We start from the raw sequence: 24102 nt of genomic DNA, 5'->3' as shown, positions 1-24102 counted from the left end.
GCAAAACCCACACACGAGCATTATCCTGCCTTGCTGCAGCAGATCAAGACCGGACTGATCAAGATTCCACAGTTTCAGCGAGATTTTGTGTGGACTGTGTCCAGTTCGGCAAACCTGCTGGACAGCGTTGTAAAAGGTTACCCAGTGGGCACATTCATCTTCTGGCACACGGACGAGCGACTGCGTAGTGTCCGGAATATCGGCGGAGACGACCTGCCCGAGCCGCCGGAGGGGCAGATGGTCGACTATGTACTGGATGGACAGCAGCGTCTGACGAGCCTTTATGCGGCTCTGGAGGGCAAGCAGGTCCTGCGTCCGTCAGGGCGGACCGACGACTTTTCGAAGATCTACGTCGATCTTGAGGCGTCGGGTAGCGACCCCGTAGTGACGGCGGATGTCTCCGGCCGCGAGGACGGTTCGTTCATCTCGTTGACCGAGCTTCTTCACGGCGGACTAAAGATCGCCAAGAAGTACGACGAGAAGTATTGGGACAGCATCGGTGAGTATTCGACACGGATCGAATCCTACAATTTCCCGATCACGCACGTAACCGGCGCCTCGATGCCTGTCGCAACGGACATCTTCACCCGAATCAATGTCGGCGGCAAAACACTGACAACTTTTGAGATCATGGCGGCAAAGACTTACGACGAAACCCGAGACTTCGACCTCACGGAGAAATACGAAGAGCTCGTTCAGCGGCTCGCAGCGATCGAGTACGAGACGCTGCCGGAGGCAACACCCCTCCAGCTGATCGCATTGCTGTTGTCCCGCGAATCGAAGCGGGAGGCAATCCTTGACCTCAAACGCGACGCATTCGTCGATGAATGGCCACACGCCGCAAATGCCATCGAGAACGCATGCGAGTACATTCGAAAGTCCTACGGTGCCCGCGCATCACGGCTACTTCCATACAACGGGTTGGTTGTGACCTTCGCCTACTTTTTCCGCAAGACTGACAACAAAGCGCCCACCGCGGAGCAACAGAGGCTTCTCGCTGACTTCTTCTGGCGTTGCAGCCTCGGAAACCGTTACTCAGCGTCCCTCGACTCGAAGCTCGCTCAAGATATTCTGCGCGTCGACAAAATCATCTCCGAGACCCAGCCAAGGTATGACTGGCCAGTCGACATCAAGGCCGACTTCATCCTGAGCAATGGATGGTTCACCCCGAGCCGCGCCTTCGCGAAGGCGATCCTGTGCCTACTGGCGCATCACCAACCACGATCTTTCGATAATGGTGCTCCCGTGACAATTGGGAACGACTACTTGAAACAGGCTAATAGTAAGAATTATCACCACATTTTCCCGAAGAATTTCTTGGAGAAGCAGGGCTTCACTAGACAGCAGAGCAATACCGTCGCCAACATCGCAATTATCGACGCACATCTGAATAAAAATAAGATCAGAGCAAAGGCGCCGTCGGTCTACTTGGCGGAGTACAAAAAGACTAACAAACTTTTTAAGGAGTCGATGGACTCGCATCTGATGGGTGATTTCAACTTCTCAGGTTGGAAATCAGATGACTACCAGTCGTTCCTTCGCAAACGAGCCGAGGCTATCAGCGCGGAACTCGGGAAATACGTGATTCATCAAGAGGTGGATGACAGCGGTCAGGAAGTTCGAACCGACGACCTGGAGGAGGATGATGCCTTGGTCGACTAATTATTTCGGATAAATGACTAACAATATTAAAGGAGTGCATCATCATGGCCAGCGATTTCGAATACACCGGTGAGCAGAACGGCAGGGCGGGGTTCAGAGATGCGACGACGGGGATGAGTTACTGGCTCGACATACAAAATCAAGATCAGCTGCAGTTGATGGATGGTGACGAATTGGTAGTGCCAATGGATGGTAAGGGGGCGGTTTGGTCGATTCGTGAAAATCGAATTGTGAGATGGGATTACAACTTTCGGAGCGGCTAGAACGTGGACTGGAATGACTCCGTTTTCCGGAATGGGCCGTGGGATTGATGGCGCTTGCGCAGGACCGTCTCGCTTCTCCATGTACTCGTGCGAGGACATGGAGTGGCCGATGGCGCTGCGACAAACCGCCCGGAACGAGGTGAACAGATTTGCCTTCGACGACCAGCCGCAGGACGCGGATCTGTACAGAAATCTGCTGTTCTGGGCGAAGCGGTTGGTGATCTCTGACTGCAACTTTGACATCGCATCGCACAAAGATGCGATGAACATTTCGCGGCGAAGGCGAGTTAAACCAGAACGTATGTGTGAAGTCGATCAAGGAGCCTTGAAATTACAGCTACTGATGTCATCTACGGAGTGCACGAAGGTCAACTTGTCTTCGTCGAGCAATCTCTCGCCGAAGAGCTGGTTCTGCTTCACACGGGGATCGCGACCTGGGGAGAGGCAAAGGTACAGCTGAGCCCTGACCGTTGGGAGCAAATCACCGAGAAGCTCGCCGACGCCGAAATCGAGGTGCCGGAAGCCGATCAGTTGTTCGTACTGGACGACGTACCGGGGCACCAGGATGGTGACTGGCCCGAATGGCCGGCACAGCTGATGTTGACTCTCGTCCCCAGTTCAATCGCCGAGAAGCACGGCAGGAAAGTCGACAGCACTCTCAACGGGCAGTTCCTCGAACTCGACGCCGGCGACGAGGAGAAAATTGTGGTTGAGATGAACGCTGCTGGCTTCACCTGCACCAGGAACGACAGCCTCGTCGCCACAGCTAGCGGGTACTGACGTCGTTAAATCTGTCTGGGCAACATCGATGAGTAGCAAGCTGTACCAAGATCTTGCAGGTGCGGTGTCCCGGGCGAAGGCCGGGGCACCGCTGGCTCGCGTGACAGTTGTCGCTCCTACGCGGGGAGCGATCCGAGATGTGCTGCAGTACCTCGCACACTACGGTGGCGTCGTCAACGTCCAAGTCCTCACGGTGGACCTCGCCGTCACCAAGCTCGCCGCACCGGCGCTGACACCCAGGCTGCCGCTGCCGTTCCCCTTGCTGGATGCATCCGTGCAGAAGATACTCATCGATTTCCCGGGCGTCTTCGCAGATGTCGCCGACCAACCTATTACCGCCGAGGCGTTGGCAGGTGCATCACGGACCCTGGGCGCAGTAGCAAATCCCGACGCCCCAGACGCCACGCCACTCGTCCGCGACATGCCGCATCCACGCGGCCGCAACCAGTGCCCACTCGGCCACGCACTACTTGCCCCACGAGGCCTATACGGCCGCAGCAGAACGCATCAGCGAGCTGGGCGCGGTAATCATCTTCCTACCCACCGCACCCGACGTCGGAGCTGCTGAGTTTCTACACAAGCTGGTCGTACACGGCGAACTCATCGAACCGACCGACGAACCGCTAGGCACAATGGTCATTCATGCCTCCGACGCTGACGACGAAATCCGCTCTGTCGCCCGACTCGTTCGAAAGCAGCTGGCCGGCGGCACACCGAGACATCGCATCGGAGTGTTTTATGCCAACGCCGATCCATACCTGCGCTTGATCCACGAGCACTTCAGCAGCAGCCGAATCGCGTTCGCCGGCGAGCAATGTCACACGCTCCAGCACCGTCCCACCGCGCGCTCGCTCCGCAGACTGCTCAGCATGGATACCGACATCATGCCCCGGCGCGAGCTGCTGTCGATTCTCTCCGAACGAGCCGTCCGCTGGTCTGACGCCGCTGGAACATCGTTACCGTTGCGACCAGCGGAACGCCTGACCCGGTCCAGCATCAAGATCGTCGGCGGCGCCGACTGGGAACGACTGGCCGCGATCGATCCGAGTCATCGGGACGCGGAGGTCGCGGGGTCGTTGTATGCGCTGGTGAGCGCGCTGCGCGCAGACCTCGACGCGATCACCGAATCCGACTCCTGGACCGCGGTATCCGACAACCTCGTCGCACTGCTCGAACGCTACTTCACAGCCCGTTCGAACCGCCCTGACGATCCGGCGTCCGCAGACGTCAGCGCGCTGACCACCATCTGTCGCGAACTCGGTGTCATGGACGGAATCGCACCGCCGCCGAGTCCGTCGGGAATCGTCAATGCGATCTCCGTTCGGATCGAAGTGCTGCCGGAGACCGTGGGGACCACGACATCGGCGGTCACAGTCGGGCCCCTTGCTGCCGGAGCGGGGCGTGATTTCGACGTCTGCATCGTCGTCGGCGCCGCCGAAGGCACACTCCCGGCCACACGGCGTGAGGATCCATTGCTGCCGAGCGCACTCGTCGGCCGCACGCTCGCCGACGAAATCCAGCACCAGAAGTCCCAATTCCTGGCGACGCTGGCGTCGGGACACCATCACCGAATCGTGTCCTTTCCTCGGGGAAGTATGCGCGGGGGAGCGGAGAAGGTGCCCTCGCGCTGGCTCATGCCCACGCTCGATGCACTGTCCGGGAGGAAGATCGGCGTCGTCGACTGGCAGAAGCAAACCGCAGACGTCGACGCCATCGTCACGGTCGAGTCGTTCGACGTCGCTACCCAGACCGTCGATCCTCGCATCGGGGTCAGTGCGGCCTCGGAGACCGAATGGCGCCTGCGGGTGTTGGCGGAGTTCGCAGCACATGACCGTCGCGGCGCACTCGACGATCCGATCGTCGACTCGGGGATGGAGCTGCGCAGCGACAGGCTGCACGGCCGGTTCACGCGCTTCAACGGCAACGTCTCCCACATCGAGAACGCCGTCACCTTCTTCGATGCGCCGGTGTCGACGAGCCGGCTCGAGGAGTGGGTGTCGAGTCCGTATCGCTTCTTCGTCAAGACGGTCCTCGGCGTCGACTCGCTCGATGATCCCGACGACGCAGCGCAGCTCGATCCGCTGACCCGCGGCAACCTGATCCACCTGTCCCTCGAACGCTACGTACAGGGAACGATTGACGGCAAGGACGCCACTCTCGGCCATCTCATCGAGGTCTCCGAGGAGGTTCTGGCCGACGCCCGCGTCGATGCTCCCGGATGGCTGCCGCAGCTGTGGGAGAAGGACAGCAGCATCATTCGTCGTGAACTCGTCGAGTGGTTCGAGCTCGACCGAACCGACCGCGAGGCAGGGTGGACACCGCTACACGTCGAACGGAACTTCGGCGTCGAACCCGATATCGTGTTGCTCGATCTAGTCGGCGAGAAGATCGCGTTCGCAGGCAAGATCGACCGGATCGATCGACATGCCGATGGTCGGATTCGCGTCACCGACTACAAGTCCGGCCAAGCAACGTCGTACAAGAAGCTTTCCGAAGCCGAGCCGACCGATGGCGGCACCAAGTTCCAGCTCCCCGTGTACGGGCTGTTGGCGCTGACGATGGGCGACAACGTCACGACGCGGTACTGGTTCGTCAACCACAAGGCGAAGTACGAGACGATCGGCTATCCGCTCACCGACGCCGCGGTAGAGGTCCTGACGGCCGATATCTCGCGTGTGCACAGGATGATTCGAGCCGGGTACTTCCCGCCGCGTCCACCGGACAGTTTCTGGGCCAACCCGCTGATCGACCTGATCGGTGTCGCTGGTTTGGAACGCGCCTGGTCGAGCTTGCGTGACGTGCCGGAGCTGGCCGATTACCGCGCGAAGTACGGAGACTGACATGGCGACCGACGACACTCTCCTTGTCGACCGCGTCGATCGTGCGCGCATCGAAACCGATACCTCGGCAACGCTCTTCGTCGAAGCGGGCGCGGGAAGCGGAAAGACCCACTCGCTCGTTCAGCGTATCTGCCATCTTGTTCTCGACGACGGCATCGAACTCGACCGTATCGCCGCCATCACGTTCACCGAGAAGGCGGCGGCCGAACTGCGTGAACGGGTGCGGACGCATCTCGGATCTTTCGGCGGTGACGCGGCCGCGAAGGCGATGGAGCAGATCGACACTGCCGCCATCGGCACGTTGCATTCCTTCGCCGCGCGCATCGTCAGCGAGCACCCGCTGGAAGCCGGAGTACCGCCTCGAGTCGCTGTTGTCGACGCCATGGGTTCGCAGCTCTCGTTCGAGCGCCGCTGGCGACGTATGCGGGCTGCGCTCTTCGCCGACGAGCACGCCGCTCCCAGTGGACTCACCGACGCGATGCGTATCGTCCTGGGCGCGGGAGCGTCGCTGGATCAGGTGCGAACTCTCGCGGATGCGCTCGATCGAAGCTGGGACCGGCTGGTCCTCGACGACGTCGTCCCGACGATGGCCGTCGCGGATATTGACGCCCTTCTGCGTGCGGCCGATGAAGTCGTCGACTCGGGCGCAGACTGCAGCGATCCGACAGACAAACTGGCGGCACGGCTGGCGCTGATCGCCGAGTGGCGAGCAAACCTGGCCGACGCCCGATCTTCCACCGCCTGGATCGCGGTCGCCGGGGAATGCCCAACCAAAGGCAGCGGCGGCAAGGGCTCCAACTGGGTGGGCGGAAGCGCGCAGGTGAAGGAGATCAAGAACTCCATCGACGAGTTGAACGCCGCCGCCATTGCCGAGCGGACTCGCTACGTCGCCTCTGCGTTGGACATTGTCGTGCATCACCTGTCCCAGGTCATCGTCGACGAAGCAGCAGAGCGTCGCCGAAAAGGTGAGCTCGAGTTCCACGATCTACTCGTCTACGCCCGAAACGTATTGCGTGATGACGATGTCCGTCGGGTCGTTCACAGCTTCTACCAACGCATCATGCTCGACGAGTTCCAGGACACGGACCCACTGCAGTTGGAGATCGCACGGTTGATCGTCAACGGTCCGGACGCGACAGGCCGTCTGTTTACCGTCGGAGATCCGAAACAGTCGATCTATCGCTTCCGTCGCGCGGACATCGCGTCGTACATGGCGGCACGAGATGCGACGGACGAGGCCGACGTGGTTCGGCTCACCACCAATTTTCGATCGACCAAACCTGTGTTGAACTGGGTGAACTCGGTCTTCGGTTCCCTCGTCGTCGCAGACGGTTACGTCCAGCCCGACTACACGCCGCTCGATCCAGCGCCGGGTCGTCCGGACTGGTCGGTGGAAACCAATTGGGGGCCGGCCCCGTTCGTTTTCGAGGACACCGGTGAGGAAGTCGAGGACGAGCAGCAGCTGACGCCGTCGGAGATTCTGCGCGCGCGTGAATCTCGCGATGTCGCCCGCGTCATCGCGACGGCACTCGATCGGGGTTGGCAGAAGGAGGGCGGTCGTTCCGGTGAATACACGCACCGGCCGCTCACATTGAGCGATATCTGCATACTCATACCCTCGCGCGCGGTTCTGCCGTTTCTCGAGCGTTCTCTCGACGACGCCGGTATCGAGTTTCGTTCCGAAGCTTCGTCGTTGGTCTATTCGACGCAGGAGGTCCACAATCTGCTCGTCACGTGTCGCGCCTTGGCCGACACCGCGAACGAAGCTGCGGTCGTTGCCGCTCTGCGCACGCCGCTGTTCGGTTGCGGGGACGACGATCTGCTGCGTTGGAAGGCTGCGGGAGGGCGGTGGGAATTCTGGTCCGACGCACCAGCGGGGTTGGAGGATTCTCCGGTCGCAGCGGGGCGTGCATACCTGAAGTCGGTGTGGTTCGAGCTGGCGTTGCTCAGTCCCGGTGCGTTGTTAAGCCGCTTGGCTGCTGATCGTCGGGTGTTCGAGGTATCGATGGATTCGCCGCGACATCGGGACGTATGGCGTCGACTGCGATTCGTCATCGATCAGGCGCACGCCTGGTACGGCGAGGATGGTGGCGATCTGCGGGACTACCTCGACTGGACGCAGACCCAGCAGGACGAGAACGCGCGTGTCACCGAGGCGGTCTTGCCCGAGGTCGGGGTTAATGCCGTGCGGATCATGACGATGCACGCGGCCAAGGGGCTGCAGTTTCCGATGGTCATCGTCGCGGGGATGAGCGGTGGGTTCCGGACGACGTCGGATCCGGTGGTATGGGGTGACGACGGGTCGATGCATCTCAATGTGAGTGCGGGAGTGCAGTCGGTCGAGTACAAGTCTGTGTCGGGCATTGAACAAGCGCACACGAAGGCCGAGCGTGTTCGTCTCCTGTATGTGGCGTGCACTCGGGCGGAGAGTTTTCTTGCGGTGTCGGGTTACGTCGGTGCTCGGGACAGTTGGGGCAAGACTCTCGCCGTGGGAACTGCAGGCGTGCCGAACGTGGTTCCGTACCTGATCGAGCCGGTACGCGTCGAGGACAGCGGTCAGTCGAATTCGACCGCGTCGCAGACCTGGGACGAATGGCAAGCTGAGACAGTGCGGGTGGCCGAGGTGTCTGCCTTGCCGTCGACGGTGTCGGCGACGCAGATTGCGCATCCGGTGTTGCCCGTTCACGAGGGTGTGTTGTCGGAGTATCGGGCGGCGGATCTTGTCTTTCCGATGAACTCGATCGAGGTGGTCGCGCCGTCGGTCGGGTCGGTCGAGAGCGGGACGGACCTGGGTATTGCCATGCACGCGCTGTTGGAGGCGGTCCCACTGGATTCGGCGTTGGATTCTGTGTTCGAGGAGAAGGCCCGTAGTGCAGGTGGTCTGGCGGGGTTAGTCGATGTGGACCGATTCGTTCTGCTGGCGAAGTCGGTGTTCGAGTCGGAGCCGGTGAAGCGGGCTGCGGCACGGGAGCGTTGGCAGGAAATGCAGTTGGCCGGCATGTCGCCGGATGAAACCATCGTGGTCGAGGGAATCGCGGACCTGGTGTACCGCGAGGACGATGGGTCGTTGGTGATCGTCGACTACAAGACGGACGTCGGCGTCACGACCGAGACTTTGGAGGCCTACTGGACCCAGCTGTCGGTGTATGCCGACCTGCTGACTCGGGCGACGGGGGAGCAGGTGAGTCGGGTGGTGTTGGTGTTTGCGAGGCCGGATGGCGCCCAGATCCTGAGGCGGCGGGTTTGGTCGCTTGGCGCGCGCTAGTTCGAGAGCGACTTCTCTGTGGAGAAATGGACAATTCAGCTGATCGGATACGCTCGTCTGAAATCCTCCGCTGCCCAGCCCGCGCCTGGATTCTGCTGCTGAGAAAAGCACCAGGAAGCGAAAAGCACGAGAGAAAGATGAACGATTGCCATCGAAATACGCCATGACGCTTGACGCCAACGAGTTACTTGCAGTCCTCCACAGCCCTGACCCGCCGCCTGGCCACACGTCGCTTGCAAACCGTCTCGGGTGGACACCCCAGAGGTACGCAAGGACTAAACTTGACCTTTTAAAGTTGGGTCTGGTCGTCGTCGGCCACCGCGGAAGCCTCAAGAAGGTCGATCCACCCGCGGGCTGGGTCGCGCCGACCGTGAGCACCAGGGACGCCGAACCGTGGGAATTCGTTCCCGCCGGGACGAGAGAGTCGGTCCTCTACGGGCCTGTCGTGCAAACCCTAAAGCTGCACTGGCCAAAAGATTCAGATGCCATCCCACCGGTGGGTGTGCACAACACCGCAAACTCTGGCTCAATGAGAACCGGGGGTCGGTGGTCGCGGCCCGACATCGCCGTTGTTCGCCTGCGGAAGTTTGCGTACGTACCCGGTGAATTCCTGGAAGTCTCGACAATAGAAGTCAAGCCGTTCAACAACATTGATGTTTCGGCCGTGTACGAGGCTGTCGCACATCGTCGGGCCGCCACGCATGCATACGTCGCGGTCCACGTCCCGGCACACTTGTCGGTGTCCTTACGTGAGGACATCAAGTCGGTACGCTCCGTGGCTGCGGCTCACGGGGTCGGGTTGATTAGATTCGCAGATCCCGCGGACCATTCGACGTGGAAATATCTCGTAGACGCCGAACGTGTAGAACCGGACCCAGAAAAGTTGAGCCGATTCATCAGTGAACAAGTAATGGGCGGCCTGCCCGTTGTGCCTCAAACGCCGACAGTCGATTCGGGCGGAAGCAACAATCTCGACTGAGAGACTGTCCACCAGTGGGTACTTTCTCATGGCCACGGACAACTAAATAAGTCGAGTGCGCAACGGGTCGGTTGTGGCTATCGAGTTCAAGACCGAAGAGCCACATGCAGGAAATCTCTGTCACGAAAGCGCTAACGCCGTTGATAGCGCCGTCAGTCTGGCCGACGGTGTCGAGGCCGCGGTGCGGCAAGTCGAGTTCTTCCACGGTTGACGGACAAGGCCGAGACGGAGACCGCAACCACCGGTGTGTACTTAGCTTGTATCTTCGTTCGCTTGGCCGTGTCTTTCACGCTCCCGCGTTATCGACGATGTCGGCGAACTTGACCAGCAACACCTCGGGTCGGTCATGGCGTCAGGGATTTGCGCGGCTTAGGCGGCGTCCTTTTTGCCTTGGACAGCGCTGTGTCGGTGGGTAAATTAGCGACCGCAACAGCGAGTCCGGAGGCCCCGACGGTGGAGTGCTCGGTGATGAGATTGAGTGCCGCCTGTTGGTTCGATTCTTCCGGCAGCCTTAACTCGTCCAGAGTCGACGCGATTCCTCGCGGTTGGTCTTCGACGGTGTCGTGAAGCCGATCAAATGCAGGATCGCGGATACCAGAGCAGCTGAGTCCATCTGCTTCAACTTGGTTGGGCTAAAGACGGATGCGAGATTTTCCTTCGCTGTCACCTATCGGTTGAGTAAATGTGAGGGCTCGGATGTCAAGAATATCGGGGTAGCTTGTCGGGGAATCGGTAGGAGCAGTCGATCTCGTCGGGTGTGGCGATGCCAGCCTCGATGCGGAACCACGCGACGCATGTTCGTGCGACCAGTCGAATGTCCTTGGTGAACATGTATCCGTCGGTGCAGTCGTCGAAGTGGCCGTCGTGCTGCCACTCGTCGAGTCGGAGGCCGGCCGAGGAATAGTCCGCGAGGAGCAGATGGCCGAGTTCCGATCGTGAGCGTCTGAGCATCATTACTCCGTCGCTTAGGGCGACCACCTGCGCGCACACCATATCGGCGTCGTCACGTTCGTCGGCGATGTAGTGACTGGGGCCGAGCTCGACAACCAATCCGACCGGCTTGGCGTACATGGATTCGATCAGCCAGGCGTTCATCGAGTCCCAGGGGTCTACGTCCAGGCGCTGGCCGTCGACGATGAAGGCGTCGACCAGTGAGCCGGGTTCGACCGGAGCTTCCCACACATCTTTCGCCCATCCGTCGTCGCTGCTGTTCACGGCACCGCTCTGATCGGCCCAGATGCAGCCGAAGGCGAACTCACTTCTCGTTACAATTCCGTCGGCGTGCGAACTCTCCACGCTCCAGCCTTCCAAGCGGACACGGAGGTCGGTGACGACCACGAATCGGTTGCCTTCGTCGTCGATGTTGTAATGCCACTCCGGGACTTGTTGCGCAATAACAGGACTGTGACTGGCCTTGTTGGTCGACACTTCGGCGCGGTACACATCGGACCGGACCGACCGAATTCGGGTGATCGACCGATACTTGCCTATCGCGTACGCGGGCTTTGCCGTCGACATAGCGGCGCTGGCGGCGCCGAAGTGCTGCTCGACGATCATCTGCGGCCGGCCCCTGGATGACCGACTCGATCTGGCGTCGCGACGATCGTGATTGACGCGTCCCAGGTCGCCGTCCCGGAGTCGGGGAGGGATCTCGCCCTCGGGTTCGACCTCGACTATCACTGTGGAGTGCCGAGGTGGATCGTTCCGCCTGCTCCACTCGGGAAGGTCACCCAGTCCGTCTGGTTCGTGGTCGAAGAACGGTTCGTCGAACCACACATCGGAACGGCAGATTTCGATTCCGATGGTCGGGCACACCTTGGCGACCAGCCCCTCCGCACGAAGAGCTGATTTCCCGGCGTCCCACCATTCGCTGTGTTCGGATCGGAAGACGATCCGGGTATTCCCGAGCACTGACTCATCCAGGTGCGCGTCACGTGTGTGCACGCTGTGAAGCAATGCCGTGTGCCGTTCGGCCGATAGACCCGACAGCGGATGGTCGACCTCGATCGCGATCATGAACTCGGTTCGAGCGGTCGACATGCCGTTGGGCCCGAGGGATGTTTGTGCCATAGTTTCTCCTCTGAGTGGAGCGAAGGGTGCTGCCGAGAAAGTCGGCGAGAGTGGCATCCAGTGGTGTGGACTACCTGCAACCTCATGTGTACACGGGGGTACCGACAGGTTTGTCGACAGTGCTCGCAGCGCGCATACGTTCCACGCATTCGGTGCGTGCCGTGATGGCTGTTTCTCGATGTTCGGGGTGTGCCCCGTTCGGAGATCATCGTGCCGAGTGCCGTCCAATGATTCTTCTTCTCGGTCGACATCCCGCTAATTGCATCGGCGACTTCCCTAAGTGTACGGGCGCGACGTTGTTCGTCGTCGGCAAGGAGCTCGGACCACCGGAGTTCCATGCAATCGTGAGATTGTTTGCTCGCGTGGGCGCAGAAGGGTCGTGGTTGAACCAACGCGGATAGTCCCCAATTCAATCTGGCCAGTCAAACGCGTGCCAGCAGTCGGAAGGTCTTGGTTCATGGAAACCCTACGGCGGATGTTTCGGTAATGTCGCGATACTAAGTTGGTCTGGTAGGTCTCGACGCGCAGGGAAGGGGTCACTCGTGGAGGACATTTCGTCCGTGTTGTCGGGCATTGAGCGCGCCGTCACCGCTTCAGGTGATGGTGATCCCGGCTCTGCTGATCCCAACGCACGGTGGTTTGGCGAACAACTGGTGGCGTCGAGGTCCGACCCGGCACAGATGGCGAAGTGGGCCTCGTCCACAGTCATCGATGACAACGTGCAAGCCCCAGTATTCGACGAGCGCGTGTTCTCTTGGCTGCATCGCGGCGCGCCCGGTACATTCGCATTTCCCGTCGGGCACGCAGGGCTCATGCACGTTTACGGCTATTTGCTGTCCTCGGTTCAAACTCCATACGGCCTCAAACGGCAGAGGTGGTTGACTCCCGATCTGGCGAATGCGTTGGGGCTCGAGTCGTCGTTCTTCTTCCCGACTGCGTCTGCGTTGCCGCTGATGAAGCGTGTTGCCTCAGTGGTGTTACCGGTATTGACCGATCCGGCCGCATACAGTCGAACGATTGTGGCCTTCGACGAAGCTATCGATTCTCAGCGATCTATGCGCACCGTGTACGTATGCGACCCCGCGACCAATTCGACTGCGCTGCTGTATGGCTCGGTGGAAGGTGACGACGTCCGGATCGTGACTGCGTTTCCGAGTGGACCGTTGACGGCGCAGTCAGCGCGGGATCGGCTTTTGGAACCCGCGCGGTATCGGTACAACTACGCTCCGACCGATGCGGAGCCTGGTAGCCACTTCGAAGGAGCGATCCACAAGTTGAAGTTCACGTTGTGAGTTTGTGAGCCGTGACCGGCACTTGGTTGGGCTCGCACGGTAGCCGGCACAACGAATGCCATACCAGTCTAGAGTGGAAATTGTCGAAACAGTGCCGCGTGCGGATCCGTCCACCGCGTCTTCGGCGAGTCGCTGCAAACACGATTGCCGAACCCAGTACTCAGCTTCTATGGCTGCACATCAACATCATTCGTCGGATCTGGCTGCTCAGTCTTCCGCGCCCGTCGTTCCGCCCATGATTCGGTACTGCGCTGCACCGCCTCCGCTGCTTTGCCGACAGTCTGTACACCGGCATCGACTGCAAGGTCACCTACTGCCTTCAAGGCACGCAGTGCATCGAGCACTCCTGGATTCTCAGGCTCGTTCCATTCGGCAACCTGAAGTGCTCGGCTCTTGACGAATGAATCGATGTCTACGCGCAGTGGCGTGAGGTTCTTTTTGAGTCGTCGAGCTGACAGCTTCCGGTGAAATTCCGAGACTCGCAGAGTTCCGTACGTGTCGAGTGTGCTGCGTAGATCTGCGACAAGCGCGACGTCCGCTGCGAGGTGCTCTCTGAGAGTTGCCCTTGCGCTCTCCAAAACCTGTGGGAGGTGGTCTCCCTCGCGAAGTTCGACTCGTTCAACCCTGATGCGCTGCCAGAGGAACAACGACTCCTGGGCAATCAGCAGAAGCTGAAGTGTCTCGCCCAGGCGATCCTTCTGCACAGCCTTTACGAGAAGGTCGGCGCGATCATCCGCCGCTACCTCTGCCCGCAGGTCGAGTAGCAGGCGTGTGCTGTAGTGCCGCAGACGCTCGACTCCGATCTCGAGGTCCGGTCCGAGCGCGGCCACACTGTCCCAATCGGTCTCCGTCAGCACCGCCCCGTTGTCCAACTCGCCGGTGAGGCGTCGCAAGACGCGTCTGCGTCCGAACACGTCGCCGGTCCGCTCAGCGTCGGCAAGCCTGAGTATGTCCGCGGTCATATCCTCGATTCGATCGAGGCTCTGCTGCAGAGGTTCGATCATGGACTCGAGCGCAGAGATCACAGTGGCTGCTGCCAGAGCGGCATGTGGACCGCCAGCGAGCATCTCCGGTGGAATGGGTGTATTGCTGGTGAACCGTCCGGTCTCCGGCGACCTCGTTACACGTCGGTAGCTCACGCTTTCGACCGGTGCATGGGATGAGGACTCGCGTCGGACCAGATAGGACGCGGAGTTCGGTGATCGCAAGATATGGGCGCACGCCGATAGAACTCTGTCGAGCGCCGATGGAGCTAGAACTGCTTCACGGAGCTCGACCGAGACGTCGACCTGCCATTCTGCGACGAACTCCGCGACGGCTGACTTCGACCCTGCCACCACCGTGCCGAATTCGTCTTCCGTGACGAACACCGCGTCATCCGGATCCTGATTCGCCGGAACCAACTCACTCATACCCAGATTCTCCACGAGTAGCGCGGAACTCCTTCGGTCACCCTGCCTTGTGCTTGCGGCGCAGCAGAATTCCACGACTCGATCTCTGTGGACCCTCTTCGGAATATTTGAAAGACCACTACGAACCAGCCCGATAGGTCTCGTTGACCTTGATCAACCGCCCTCCGTGAACACCTAGATCCATGACCGCCTCCAACCGCTCCCGAGTCGGTCCGGTCAGACGCTTCTGGTTGAACGTCTGCAACGTCTGGCGCAACAGACTGTCGTAGTCGGGCTGTCCGGTGCGCGCGCACACCGACATCATGGCGTTGATGATCTCCTCCGGCGCAACATCCGACAGTGGACGCGTCAGGTCGTTCGGAGTCTTCCTGAACCCGCGCCATGTCGCGCGGTCGAGTTCCTTCGGCCACACGAAGCTACCCAGCTCCTCCGACCGCTCGATCAGTTCCTCCGGTACGGACTGCAGAACGAAGTCACGTCGGGCTGCCGCGACACGGTCGAAGCCGAAACGACGAGCGACATTGCGAGCCAAGCGGTCAAGCGAAATCGGACCCTCGGTCTTCACCGTCTCCTGAACGGCCCGCATGATCGTGTTTTTCACCGCAGGCGAGTGCACTCGGTCGAGGTCGTCGCGCACACCCAGCGTCGAACTCGGTGCTTCGACGTACGCGATGCCGCGGCCATGCCAGTCGCGCGGTTCTTCGAACGACAGCGAGGGTTCCTCGATAGCTGCCCGGGTCACCAACGCTGGCTCTTCGGGCTCGACGGCACCGTCCGCCTTCGGATCAGGCTTGAGCCACCGTTCTGCGTCGGGAGCGAACTCGTCGGGCAAGTTCAACGGCTCGTCGACGGTCACTGCAGCCGCGGCAATCGCCGCAGCTTGTGCTTCGGCCGCGGCGTCGATCTCTGCTTGCCGCGCTGCCATCCGCTCCTTCGAGGCCGCGACCGCGTCGCCGACCTGGGCGATCACGGCGTCCGGGTTGTCGATCCAGTCGGGCAGCCACACCCGTACCGAGGAACCCCAGTGCATCATCGATTCCAACAGCTGAGGCGTCAGGTCACGGTCCGCCACCGTCGGACGCTGCGCCCACAGCGGACCGTCCAGCAAGATCGCTACTTGCCACTGCTCCGAACCCGGCTCACGCACAACCACATCCAGCACGAAGTCGGAGAGCCCGTAGTTCGCCTCGACCTCGTACCCGTGGTCGCGCAGCGACTGGACCAATCCCGCCTGTATCTCGTCCGACGCGGCCCGTGCGTGGGTCGGGCGTGCGTTGTCCGTGCGGGACGCCTGAGCCGCCTGTTCCAGATATCCACGCAAATGGGCGATTCCGACCGATCGGGTGCGGGACAGGTCGATGTCCGTGGGCTCGAACGAGGTGTAGATGATCACCTTGCGCCGCGCACGGGTGATCGCCACGTTCAGACGTTTCTCGCCACCGGTGCGCGTCAATGGACCGAAGTTCAGCGGCAACTTGGGATCGTCTGGCTTCTTCGAGAACGCCGCACTGAACAGAATGACGTCACGCTCGTCGCCCTGGACGTTCTCGAGGTTCTTGACGAAGATGCCGTCGTCGCGGTCCTCACGCAGTTGGTCGAGGATCAGCGGATCACCCGATGCTTCCAGCAGATCGCGGACCAGTGTCTGCTGTTGTGCGTTGAACGTGACGACGCCGATGCTCTGCGACGCGAGATGAGCATTCGACAGCCGACCACGGATCTCGGCGACGATCGCCTCGGCCTCGACGATATTGGTGCGGACGCGGTCCTTGGTCTCGCGGTTGAAGTGCCCGTCGACCCGTCGCCACTCCACACCCGCGGAGTCGTCGCCACCCGGTGACGGGAGGCTCGCGAGCCGTCCCTCGTAGTACTTCTCGTTCGAGAACGCGATGAGCGATTCGTCCTGGCTCCGGTAGTGCCACGACAACCACAACCGGGGGACTCCGGATTCCACGGCCTCGGTGAGGATGCTGTCGAGATCCTCGGGGATGACCTCGTCGTCCTCGGTGTAGTCGTCCCCGTCGTTGGTGCTAACCACACCGATGGCTGTCGGCGGCATCTGCTGTGAATCACCGACGATGACAGCAGATCTACCACGTCCCAACGCACCGATGGCCTGAGGAACGGTTACCTGCGATGCCTCGTCGAACACGACGAGATCGAAGGTCACCGAGCCGGGTGGCACGAACTGCGCAAGGGAGGTCGGACTGACGAAGAAGCACGGTGTCGCTTCGAGAATGAAGTTCGAGTAGCGGTTCATCAACTGCCGGAACGTGGTTCCACCGCGCTTGGCATCGAGAGCACGTCGGAGCTGGCCGACGTCGCCTGTCAACGATCCTGCTTGGAACGATCGTCTGCCCAGTAGCGCAGCAGGGAGAGCGTTGACCTGTTCCGATCGACTCACCGTCGATGCGTTCGCGAAGTCGTCGATCTGCCCGTCCTTGATAGCCCGATCGAACCGCGTCAACCCGTATTTGCGTCGCCGCTCGCTCAGCGATGTTTGAGCTACACCTCGCATGAACGAGATCTCGGCTTGATTGGCAGGGATGGCACCGGTCAGTAGTTCATGGACCGGATCGTCCAACCCGGCCGCCCGGAGCGGATTGAGAAATGCCGTCATCGTCGACCATTGGCGGATCGGCGCATTGCCATCGGTGTGGACGGCGTCGAGCCACAGCGGTGAATCGCGCTGCCACGCGGTGAGCCAATGCGTGTTGTTGCGCCAGCGGTCGATGTCGACCTCGCTCGACCCCAGGATCTGACGCCAGGTGCGCCACGCGTGCGCGACTTCCTCCAGAATGTCCGTGTCCTGCGGTGTCACTGGACCTGCGGCGGTGAGGAGTTGCCACAGCTGGGGCTGGGCCCGCGTGAAGGCCACGGTCTGTTCGACGTAGTCGAATGCCGGGTGGAGGTGCTTCGCGGCATCGGTTCCGACCGGATTCCACGTCGGTGGTGCGAATTGCGTCAACAGCTGCTGCATGTGCTGAACGGTCTGCGAGATGAGCTCTCGTGCGCCGGGAATGGATCTGAGGAGGGGAAGGGCAGACTCCGGGTCGAGCTGCGCGCCGGGGAGCAGGGCAGGAGCGAGGTCGCGGGTGAATTGCTCGGTGCGCTTCTTCTTGCCGAACAGACCTTTACCGGCTTCTTCGGCGGCGATGGCGAGCGCTTCGGTGTCGCCACGTTCGATGAAGCTGGGGGTGAAGACCGACGTGAGCGGGCCGCATTGCTGGTGCAGAAGCGAGATCTGCGAGTGAAGAGCCTGTTTCGACGCGGCCCATTGTTGGGACTGCGTAATGATCAGTGCGTCGGCGGGCGGGATCGGGCGGCCGATCTGGCGTCGGGCCTGGGGGAGTAGGAGCTCGATCCATCCGGGAGCGGGCACCTGTTCGATGACGTAGCGCACGGTGGGGTTCCGGTGCACCGCGTCGAGTGCGGACGCCAACCGGGCTGCGACTGCCCGGAAATGATCGTCGGTGGCCTGCGGGTCGATGATTCCGGCGATCGACCATGGATTGTCGGCGCTGATCGTGATCGACCGAGCGGCCCGCTCGAACTGTTGCAGCGCGCTGGTGATTTCGGGAACAGATACCGACGGGGTGGCGACGAACGACGCCGGGATGGGGGCGACAGGCCCATCGCCGAGGCTGAGAAGGGTGTCGTAGGCCGTCCACAGCGAATGGTCGACGCCATTCGTGTCGTGGATCTTGGCTGGATAGTCCTCGAGTGGAACATGGTGGGATCGGACGTCGGCGAGTTTGGCCGCCCACGTTCGGTTGTTGTAGCTGGTGGAGTGTTCGATCGCGCGCTTGAGCTGGTCGCGGATCGCGTTGGCGCTCTGGTTCTTTCCGTGCAGGTCGAGGGTGAACTTGGTGAGTCCGACCTTGTCGAGGCGTTTCTTCACGACGTCGAGTGCAGCTTGCTTCTCGGCGACGAACAGCACCGACTTACCTTGCGAGAGGGTGTGCGCGATGAGGTTGGTGATCGTCTGGGATTTGCCCGTTCCGGGTGGGCCTTCCAGGACGAAGGTATGCCCGTCAGCTGCCAGTGCGACGGCGCGAAGCTGGGAGCCGTCAGCGGGGATGGGAACTGGGACATCGAGCTCATGCACCGGTACGGATTCGATATCGGAGCCGTCAGGCCGTCGTGCATCGCGGAACGACTCACCTGCGCTGTGCGTCAGATGGCGGACGATCGGGCTCTGCTCGAGGATGTCCCAGTGGTCGGTGAGGTCTTTCCACATCCCGAAGGTGCCGAACTGGCAGACGGCGACCGACGCAGTCTCGTCGATCCGGAAGTCGAGGTTGTGCTCGACGAGCGCGGACCGGATGCCCTTGAACGCCTCGTCGATGTCGATTCCGTGCTCGTCGAGTGGCGGGTTCTCGAGGGCGGGGATCGACGCATTGTGCTTGAGGCGAAGCCATTCCACCAGGCAGTAGTTGGGTGTCGAGACTCCCGCGGTGTCGACCTTCAGCTTGAACAGGCTTCGACCCGTACCGCCGACCACCTTCACCGGAAGCAGGAACAGGGGAGCGCGGGCGTCCTTGCCGCTGCTGGTGGTGTGGATCAGCCCGCCGAACGTCAGGTACAGGTTGGCGTTACCGGTCTCCTCGAACATCGTGTGTGCGGTGCGCTGAAGATGCTTGAGCCGTGCCGCGTAGGTGTCCTGGGTGACGACGGCGTGGATGCGCTTCCGGTCGCGTAGGTAGTCGAGGATGGTGGCGTCGTCGACGTCCTGTGCTCGCCTTGCGCCCTGGAGTGCGTGGATGGAACTGAGTTCGTCGTGGGCGATGAGTTCGATGTCGGTGCCGGCGTGGACCAGGTCGTCGAGCACAGCCAGTCCGGAGTTGGGGACGTGCAGGTCGATCACCTCGCGCATCGGCTTGAGATTGAGGAGCCGATTTCGGGTGCTCAAATCGAGGAGCGACCGCTTCCACTTCTGGACGCGTGGGGGCGCGGTGTCGGTGCTGTCGAGAACCAGGTCCGAGGCGTCCTGCGCGTCGAGCAGTTCAGTTGGAAGGCCCAGGTCTGCTGTGACCGGTACCGGCGAACTGATCTCTGCTTTGACGGTTTCGATTTCGTCGAAACTCGGAAGCGGCCGGATGCCGTCTTTGCGCGCCGACGAGATCGCGATCACGCCGCGAAGCGCGCTGTGATCGGCGAAGTGCCGACGTGCATCCGCCACAGCCTGTTTGAAGGTGCCCGTCGCGGTGGTGTCGTAATACTTCGCTTCGACCGGGACTACACGGCCGGACTCGACCAGGTTGATCAGGGCGTTCGGCTCGGTGATGGTCGAGTGAGCGAGCTGGCTTTCGTCGCGCATGAACCCGGCGAAGGCGTGGCCTTGGATCAGCCAGATGACCGGGCGAATCCCGACGGCTTCGAGGCATGCCGCATAGGTGACGGCGAGGTCGATGCACGTGCCGAATCGTTCGTCGAGTACCTGAGCGGTGGTGCGAATCTTTTGTCCGGTGTCTTCGAAGGATGCCGGTGGATCGATGTAGCGGATCTGTTGGTGGCGTAGGGCCTCGTAGATGCCGGCCGCGATCTGGGCGGCTCGCTCTGGACCCTTCTGATATCCGCCGAGAGACGGATCGCCCGTTCCAGAGCCCAGGAGGTTCGATGCCGCGTCGAGGACAGAATTGACCGCCTTGGTGTTGGGCTGGACGAAGGCAGCGAGGGAGTCGAAGAAGACCGGCGCGTTGAACCACTCATTGTGCGCCAGAACCCGGATTGGGGCATTGAGGTGGATGTCCTCACCCCACAGGCGAGACACCGTGACGGCGATCGTCGCGGGGTGGCTCTCGTTGAGCTCCCTGAGGTGTGGGATCGGCGGAACGATCGACGAGTGGTTCGACCACACGACATTCTCGCCGACACGAAGGGTGCCGTCGTGGACATCGACCCGCTCGGGCGAGAGCTGCTCACCAGCGCCGAACAGCTGGACGGTCACCTTCACGTCGACTACATCTGTGTCGGAAAGATTGGCGACCTCGACGCTGGTGATCAGCGGGACACCGTTGTGGACGAGCGCGAGATTGACCGCGGGATGAGCATGGACCTCGATCGACAACCCGTCGACCACCGTGTGAAACGGGTTGTGCGCCTGGTCGAGATCCTGCATCTGTCCTCCGAACTCCGTCGTCCATCACCCGGTTGAACGGGGTAACGGGTGGCGGCAACGCCGTCAACCTTCACACGCTAGGGCACCCCACCGACAGAGTGCTGCCGAAACGGTATCGGACATATGGGTTCCGTGCTTATCGTTGCTAACGGCGTACCGCGCGGTTCATTTGGATGAATGACTCCGTACCGTGCGCGCGAGTGGTTCGGTGCTGCGTCGTCCGTGTGGTCGGCTAACGTGCTGCCTGTCCGGCAAGACGAGGGGGATGTTCGATGAACAATGACGGTGGACGCTGGCAGCCCTACCCGCTGTGGGGCGGCCGAGGTGACTGGTGCAATGAAGAGGTCGTCGGTGTCCACGCTTACGTCGATGCCATCCGCGCTACTTTGGGTTCGGACTTCGACCCGTCGGGCTCGACCGTTCGGCGCATCGTCGAGTTGATACCCGAGCCCGACAATCCGCACGATCGATATGCCGTGTCGGTCCGAGCGTCGAACTACCTGATCGGCTACCTTGCCCGCGAACGCGCAATGCTGTTTCACCGTCGACTCATGGACCTCATCAATCGAGGCCTTGTTCCGACGGTGCCGGCATCGATTCGCGCGTACGACCAGAATCGGTGGGACGACAGACCGGGTGTTCCCCTCGACTTGGCCATAAATATCGATGTGCAGCTCAGCGAGCCGCACCTGATTCTTCCCGGCAACGAACCTCCAAGTGTGCCGTACACGCTGCTGCCGCACGGGCATTCGGTCCAGGTGACGAAGGTCGACGATCACTTCGATGTTCTTCGGCACTTCGTCGAGTCGGAAGGCGAGCTCGAACTGCTTGTTACGCTGCACGAGATCGATGTCAGCACGGCCAAGACCGAGAAGAAGGTTGTCGAGGTGCGGGTCGAGGACCACCGAATCGGCCAACTGACTCCGCAGACGAGCGCGAAGTTTCTACCCGCTGTCCGACACTTGGAGAGCCGGGGACTGGTAACGGTAGGTCGCAGCTGGTTCAAGGGTTCGTCCGTTTCGGCGCAAGTGTCGCTGATGGCCGCAAAAGCCCACGAGCTGCCGGATGATTTCCTGACCGGCGATCCGAGGACTGTGATTCCGCTTGATCGCCCCCGGCGGACGCCGGTCGCCGATGAAGTGTCTGTTGCCTCAGCTGAAACAACGGCTAGTAGGACCTTCGTTATCGAATTGGTCACCTCGCAACCCCTGACGCCCTGGCAGCAGAAGGAAGCGCTCAAGCTTCTGCGTGCTGCAGCGTCGGCGGTGGGCGAACCTGCTGACGAGCCCACGGTCACGGACAGCGCGATACGTGCCGTGGTGCTCCACGAGCACGCTGGGATGATCGCGAATGCAATTGCAGGAATCGAGGACTCCGACTTTTCGTTGGCGAGCGAATATCGCACATCCGTGGTGTACCGGTGATTGTTGGTGTGCCTTGGCTGTGGCAGTACCTGAACAGGAAGCCAGGAGGGGGACCGCACGCGACAGCAGTAGACGCCTTCCGCCAATGAGATGTTCCGCAATCGCATGGAGAGCGAAGGCTGGGAGATACTCGAGGGCAGCAGGTCCCGAGGGTATCGGTGTTCGCGCGGTGATGAGGTGCTGCATTTCTTCGCGTTAGGGAAGTGGCAACTATTGCAGTCGGAGATCGACGCGCTCTACAGCCGGTCCTCCGCGCAGTCGCCCGCGGTGTCGAAGCTGATCAGCTCGTCATTGTGTTGCCGGAGTCTGCTCGCGAGTACGCACCCCAGGTCGGCGCGGAGTTGAGGCAAGCGCTCGGGATCGAGATCACGATTCTGCGGGAGTCGGGACGAATCGAATGGATCGACGGTGGAGGCCTTCGCTGGTCTAGTGCCGTCAATCTTGATGCGCTACAACAAGTCGGCGTGGGTGTGAGAGACCAAGTGGTTCGGCGGTTCGGCGTAATTTTCAAGCAGAATTGACGTAAGAACGCTTGGGATGTCGTTCCGTAGCCGACGCGGTATTGCACCTAATGTCCGCAAGGTTGCGGTGCGCACGGCACCGATCTGGCGGTTCAACTGCAGACACGTTGGTCAAGCAGTACTTTCGTTCCGCCCGAAGGCAGTCCGAACAACTTGCGTTATCGAAGTTCGTATCCCCAAGCTGCTGCGATTCCAGCGTTATGGGCGCACGCAATTGCTGGATCTTCTGAAAATAAAGCTCTCCTCAGTGGAGGACAAATGGTGAATGTCGTCCGTTCGTATCAATGAACATGATTTGTGGATGAACTATTTCGAGGTTTGCTCCCTGTTGCTGCCCTCCCTGTCCGTGTCCTCGAATCGGAGGCGAAACATGCACGCCGAGATCACTCTTCAATGCGTACAACTGTGATCGACTGCCCCGCATTGTCGCTGGTGAACAAATCGCCGGACTCTGGGTCACGAGCGATGGAAATCGGCTGATCGCCGACTGTGATTTCGTCCAGAACCTGCCAGGTGGTCGAGTCGTACACCGATAAGGTGTCGGATTCGCTGTCGATGGAGTAGACGATACCGTTGTTTCCGGTGACCATTTCGGTGATGTCTGCATCCAAGGACGTGCGAGCTATCTCAACGCCCGATTCGGAATCGAAGGTCACCATGTCGTCACTGGTGTAGACATACGCGCGGTGCGCCACCTCGTCGACAGCTACCTGGACGGAGCTCGAGTTCGAATCCATGATCGACGTGGTCGATTCGAGGACGTTCGGGGTCTTCGTGAAGAAAATAGCCGTTCCCATCCATCCGGGAATGTAGCCGATGTGCGAGGACGGATCGATATAGACGCCGTAACCTGCGAGTGGAAGCCGGTATTCGTCCAACTGCTCGTAAGTCTCGGTATCGACGACAGTGACCCACGATTCGTCTTCCGGCGTCTGAGTCTGATCGTCCGGACGGTTGATGACGAAAGCCCTACCCAGCTCGGGATCGATGCCGAGTGCGATGACCGGACGGCTGAACCGTATGGTCCGAACAAGCTCATGAGTCGCAGCGTCGATCACACTGACAATATGACTGTCCGGCGCGTTGTCACGCGTGTTGTTGTGCGTCCACGCAGTTCGGCCCACGATGTCGAAGTGGACGATCTCCGAGCCGCCCTGCGGTACCGAAATCTGATGATCGATGGCAGCAGTATTCGGATTCACCACTTGGATACTGTCGCCGGCCGGAACATACAACTCGTGGCTCCACGGGTTCACCGCAATGCGCTGCGGGTAGATGTCCAGCGCAATACTGCTCACCGCCACGTCCGATGGTGCGGCCGGCGCCGACAGATTGCCTGCGTCGGCAGCCCGAAGCACCCAGACCGCCCCTCCGGCGACCAGCGCGACCACTACGAGGACCGCTACCAAGATCCAGACCCACCAAGCCCGTTGCTTGTGGGCCGGTTGCGGCGGCCATGGCTGATTCTCGGGT

The 24102-nt window shown here is 61.0% G+C and carries 15 protein-coding genes; 10 read left to right on the top strand and 5 right to left on the bottom strand.

Features of this window, described 5'->3' with window-relative positions:
• Nucleotides 1–30 precede the first annotated feature (30 nt).
• The 4 genes from CH289_RS17355 to CH289_RS28035 all read left to right on the top strand — a co-directional run bounded on the left by CH289_RS17355 (nucleotide 31) and on the right by CH289_RS28035 (nucleotide 3273).
• Nucleotides 31–1662 carry a DUF262 domain-containing protein gene (locus tag CH289_RS17355; RefSeq protein WP_218828465.1) on the top strand — a complete coding sequence of 544 codons (1632 nt, stop codon included), beginning with the start codon at nucleotides 31–33 and terminating at the stop codon, nucleotides 1660–1662.
• Between the two features lie 44 nt (nucleotides 1663–1706).
• Nucleotides 1707–1925: a hypothetical protein gene (locus CH289_RS17350; RefSeq protein ID WP_094728233.1), complete on the top strand. Its 219-nt coding sequence runs from the start codon at nucleotides 1707–1709 to the stop codon at nucleotides 1923–1925.
• Between the two features lie 357 nt (nucleotides 1926–2282).
• Entirely contained in the window at nucleotides 2283–2705 is a 423-nt protein-coding gene (locus CH289_RS17345; protein WP_094728232.1) for a hypothetical protein, read from the top strand.
• Between the two features lie 28 nt (nucleotides 2706–2733).
• Entirely contained in the window at nucleotides 2734–3273 is a 540-nt protein-coding gene (locus tag CH289_RS28035; RefSeq protein ID WP_143545099.1) for a hypothetical protein, read from the top strand.
• A gap of 55 nt (nucleotides 3274–3328) precedes the next feature.
• On the opposite strand, the gene CH289_RS28355 is transcribed toward CH289_RS28035, so the two are convergent.
• A complete protein-coding gene (locus CH289_RS28355; protein WP_179276824.1) occupies nucleotides 3329–3538 on the bottom strand; it encodes a hypothetical protein in 210 nt (69 codons plus the stop codon).
• A 36-nt stretch (nucleotides 3539–3574) separates the two neighbouring features.
• Between CH289_RS28355 and CH289_RS17340 the strand changes: the two genes are divergently transcribed.
• The 3 genes from CH289_RS17340 (at nucleotide 3575) to CH289_RS28030 (ending at nucleotide 9789) form a co-directional block, all read left to right on the top strand.
• Nucleotides 3575–5545 carry a PD-(D/E)XK nuclease family protein gene (locus CH289_RS17340; protein ID WP_179276823.1) on the top strand — a complete coding sequence of 657 codons (1971 nt, stop codon included), beginning with the start codon at nucleotides 3575–3577 and terminating at the stop codon, nucleotides 5543–5545.
• 1 nt (nucleotide 5546) lies between these two features.
• Nucleotides 5547–8810 carry a UvrD-helicase domain-containing protein gene (locus CH289_RS17335; RefSeq protein WP_094728230.1) on the top strand — a complete coding sequence of 1088 codons (3264 nt, stop codon included), beginning with the start codon at nucleotides 5547–5549 and terminating at the stop codon, nucleotides 8808–8810.
• 163 nt (nucleotides 8811–8973) lie between these two features.
• Nucleotides 8974–9789 (top strand): hypothetical protein, encoded by an 816-nt coding sequence (locus CH289_RS28030; protein ID WP_143545097.1) that lies wholly within the window; start codon nucleotides 8974–8976, stop codon nucleotides 9787–9789.
• Between the two features lie 699 nt (nucleotides 9790–10488).
• On the opposite strand, the gene CH289_RS28955 is transcribed toward CH289_RS28030, so the two are convergent.
• Nucleotides 10489–11859 carry a hypothetical protein gene (locus tag CH289_RS28955; protein ID WP_306427524.1) on the bottom strand — a complete coding sequence of 457 codons (1371 nt, stop codon included), beginning with the start codon at nucleotides 11857–11859 and terminating at the stop codon, nucleotides 10489–10491.
• Between the two features lie 542 nt (nucleotides 11860–12401).
• On the opposite strand from CH289_RS28955, the gene CH289_RS17320 reads away from it, so the two are divergent.
• Entirely contained in the window at nucleotides 12402–13151 is a 750-nt protein-coding gene (locus tag CH289_RS17320) for a hypothetical protein (protein ID WP_094728228.1), read from the top strand.
• Nucleotides 13152–13318: 167 nt separating this feature from the next.
• On the opposite strand, the gene CH289_RS17315 is transcribed toward CH289_RS17320, so the two are convergent.
• On the bottom strand, nucleotides 13319–14563 hold the full coding sequence (locus CH289_RS17315; protein ID WP_143545096.1) for a hypothetical protein: 1245 nt from the start codon (nucleotides 14561–14563) through the stop codon (nucleotides 13319–13321).
• A gap of 118 nt (nucleotides 14564–14681) precedes the next feature.
• A complete protein-coding gene (locus CH289_RS17310; RefSeq protein ID WP_094728226.1) occupies nucleotides 14682–20684 on the bottom strand; it encodes a DUF3320 domain-containing protein in 6003 nt (2000 codons plus the stop codon).
• Nucleotides 20685–20956: 272 nt separating this feature from the next.
• Between CH289_RS17310 and CH289_RS17305 the strand changes: the two genes are divergently transcribed.
• The gene (locus tag CH289_RS17305; protein ID WP_094728225.1) at nucleotides 20957–22108 is read left to right on the top strand and encodes an HIRAN domain-containing protein; all 1152 of its coding nucleotides are present in this window, start codon (nucleotides 20957–20959) and stop codon (nucleotides 22106–22108) included.
• Nucleotides 22109–22311: 203 nt separating this feature from the next.
• The gene (locus CH289_RS17300) at nucleotides 22312–22629 is read left to right on the top strand and encodes a hypothetical protein (protein WP_143545095.1); all 318 of its coding nucleotides are present in this window, start codon (nucleotides 22312–22314) and stop codon (nucleotides 22627–22629) included.
• Between the two features lie 383 nt (nucleotides 22630–23012).
• Here CH289_RS17300 and CH289_RS17295 read toward each other — a convergent pair.
• The coding region (locus CH289_RS17295; RefSeq protein WP_218828464.1) for a YncE family protein at nucleotides 23013–24102 on the bottom strand (1090 nt) is incomplete at its 5' end.

Origin of the sequence: Rhodococcus sp. RS1C4, assembly GCF_002258225.1 — a bacterium.
GTDB classification, from domain to species: Bacteria; Actinomycetota; Actinomycetes; order Mycobacteriales; family Mycobacteriaceae; genus Rhodococcoides; species Rhodococcoides fascians_E.
Note: the sequence above shows the minus strand (reverse complement) of the source record. Positions and strands in the feature narration are given on the sequence as shown.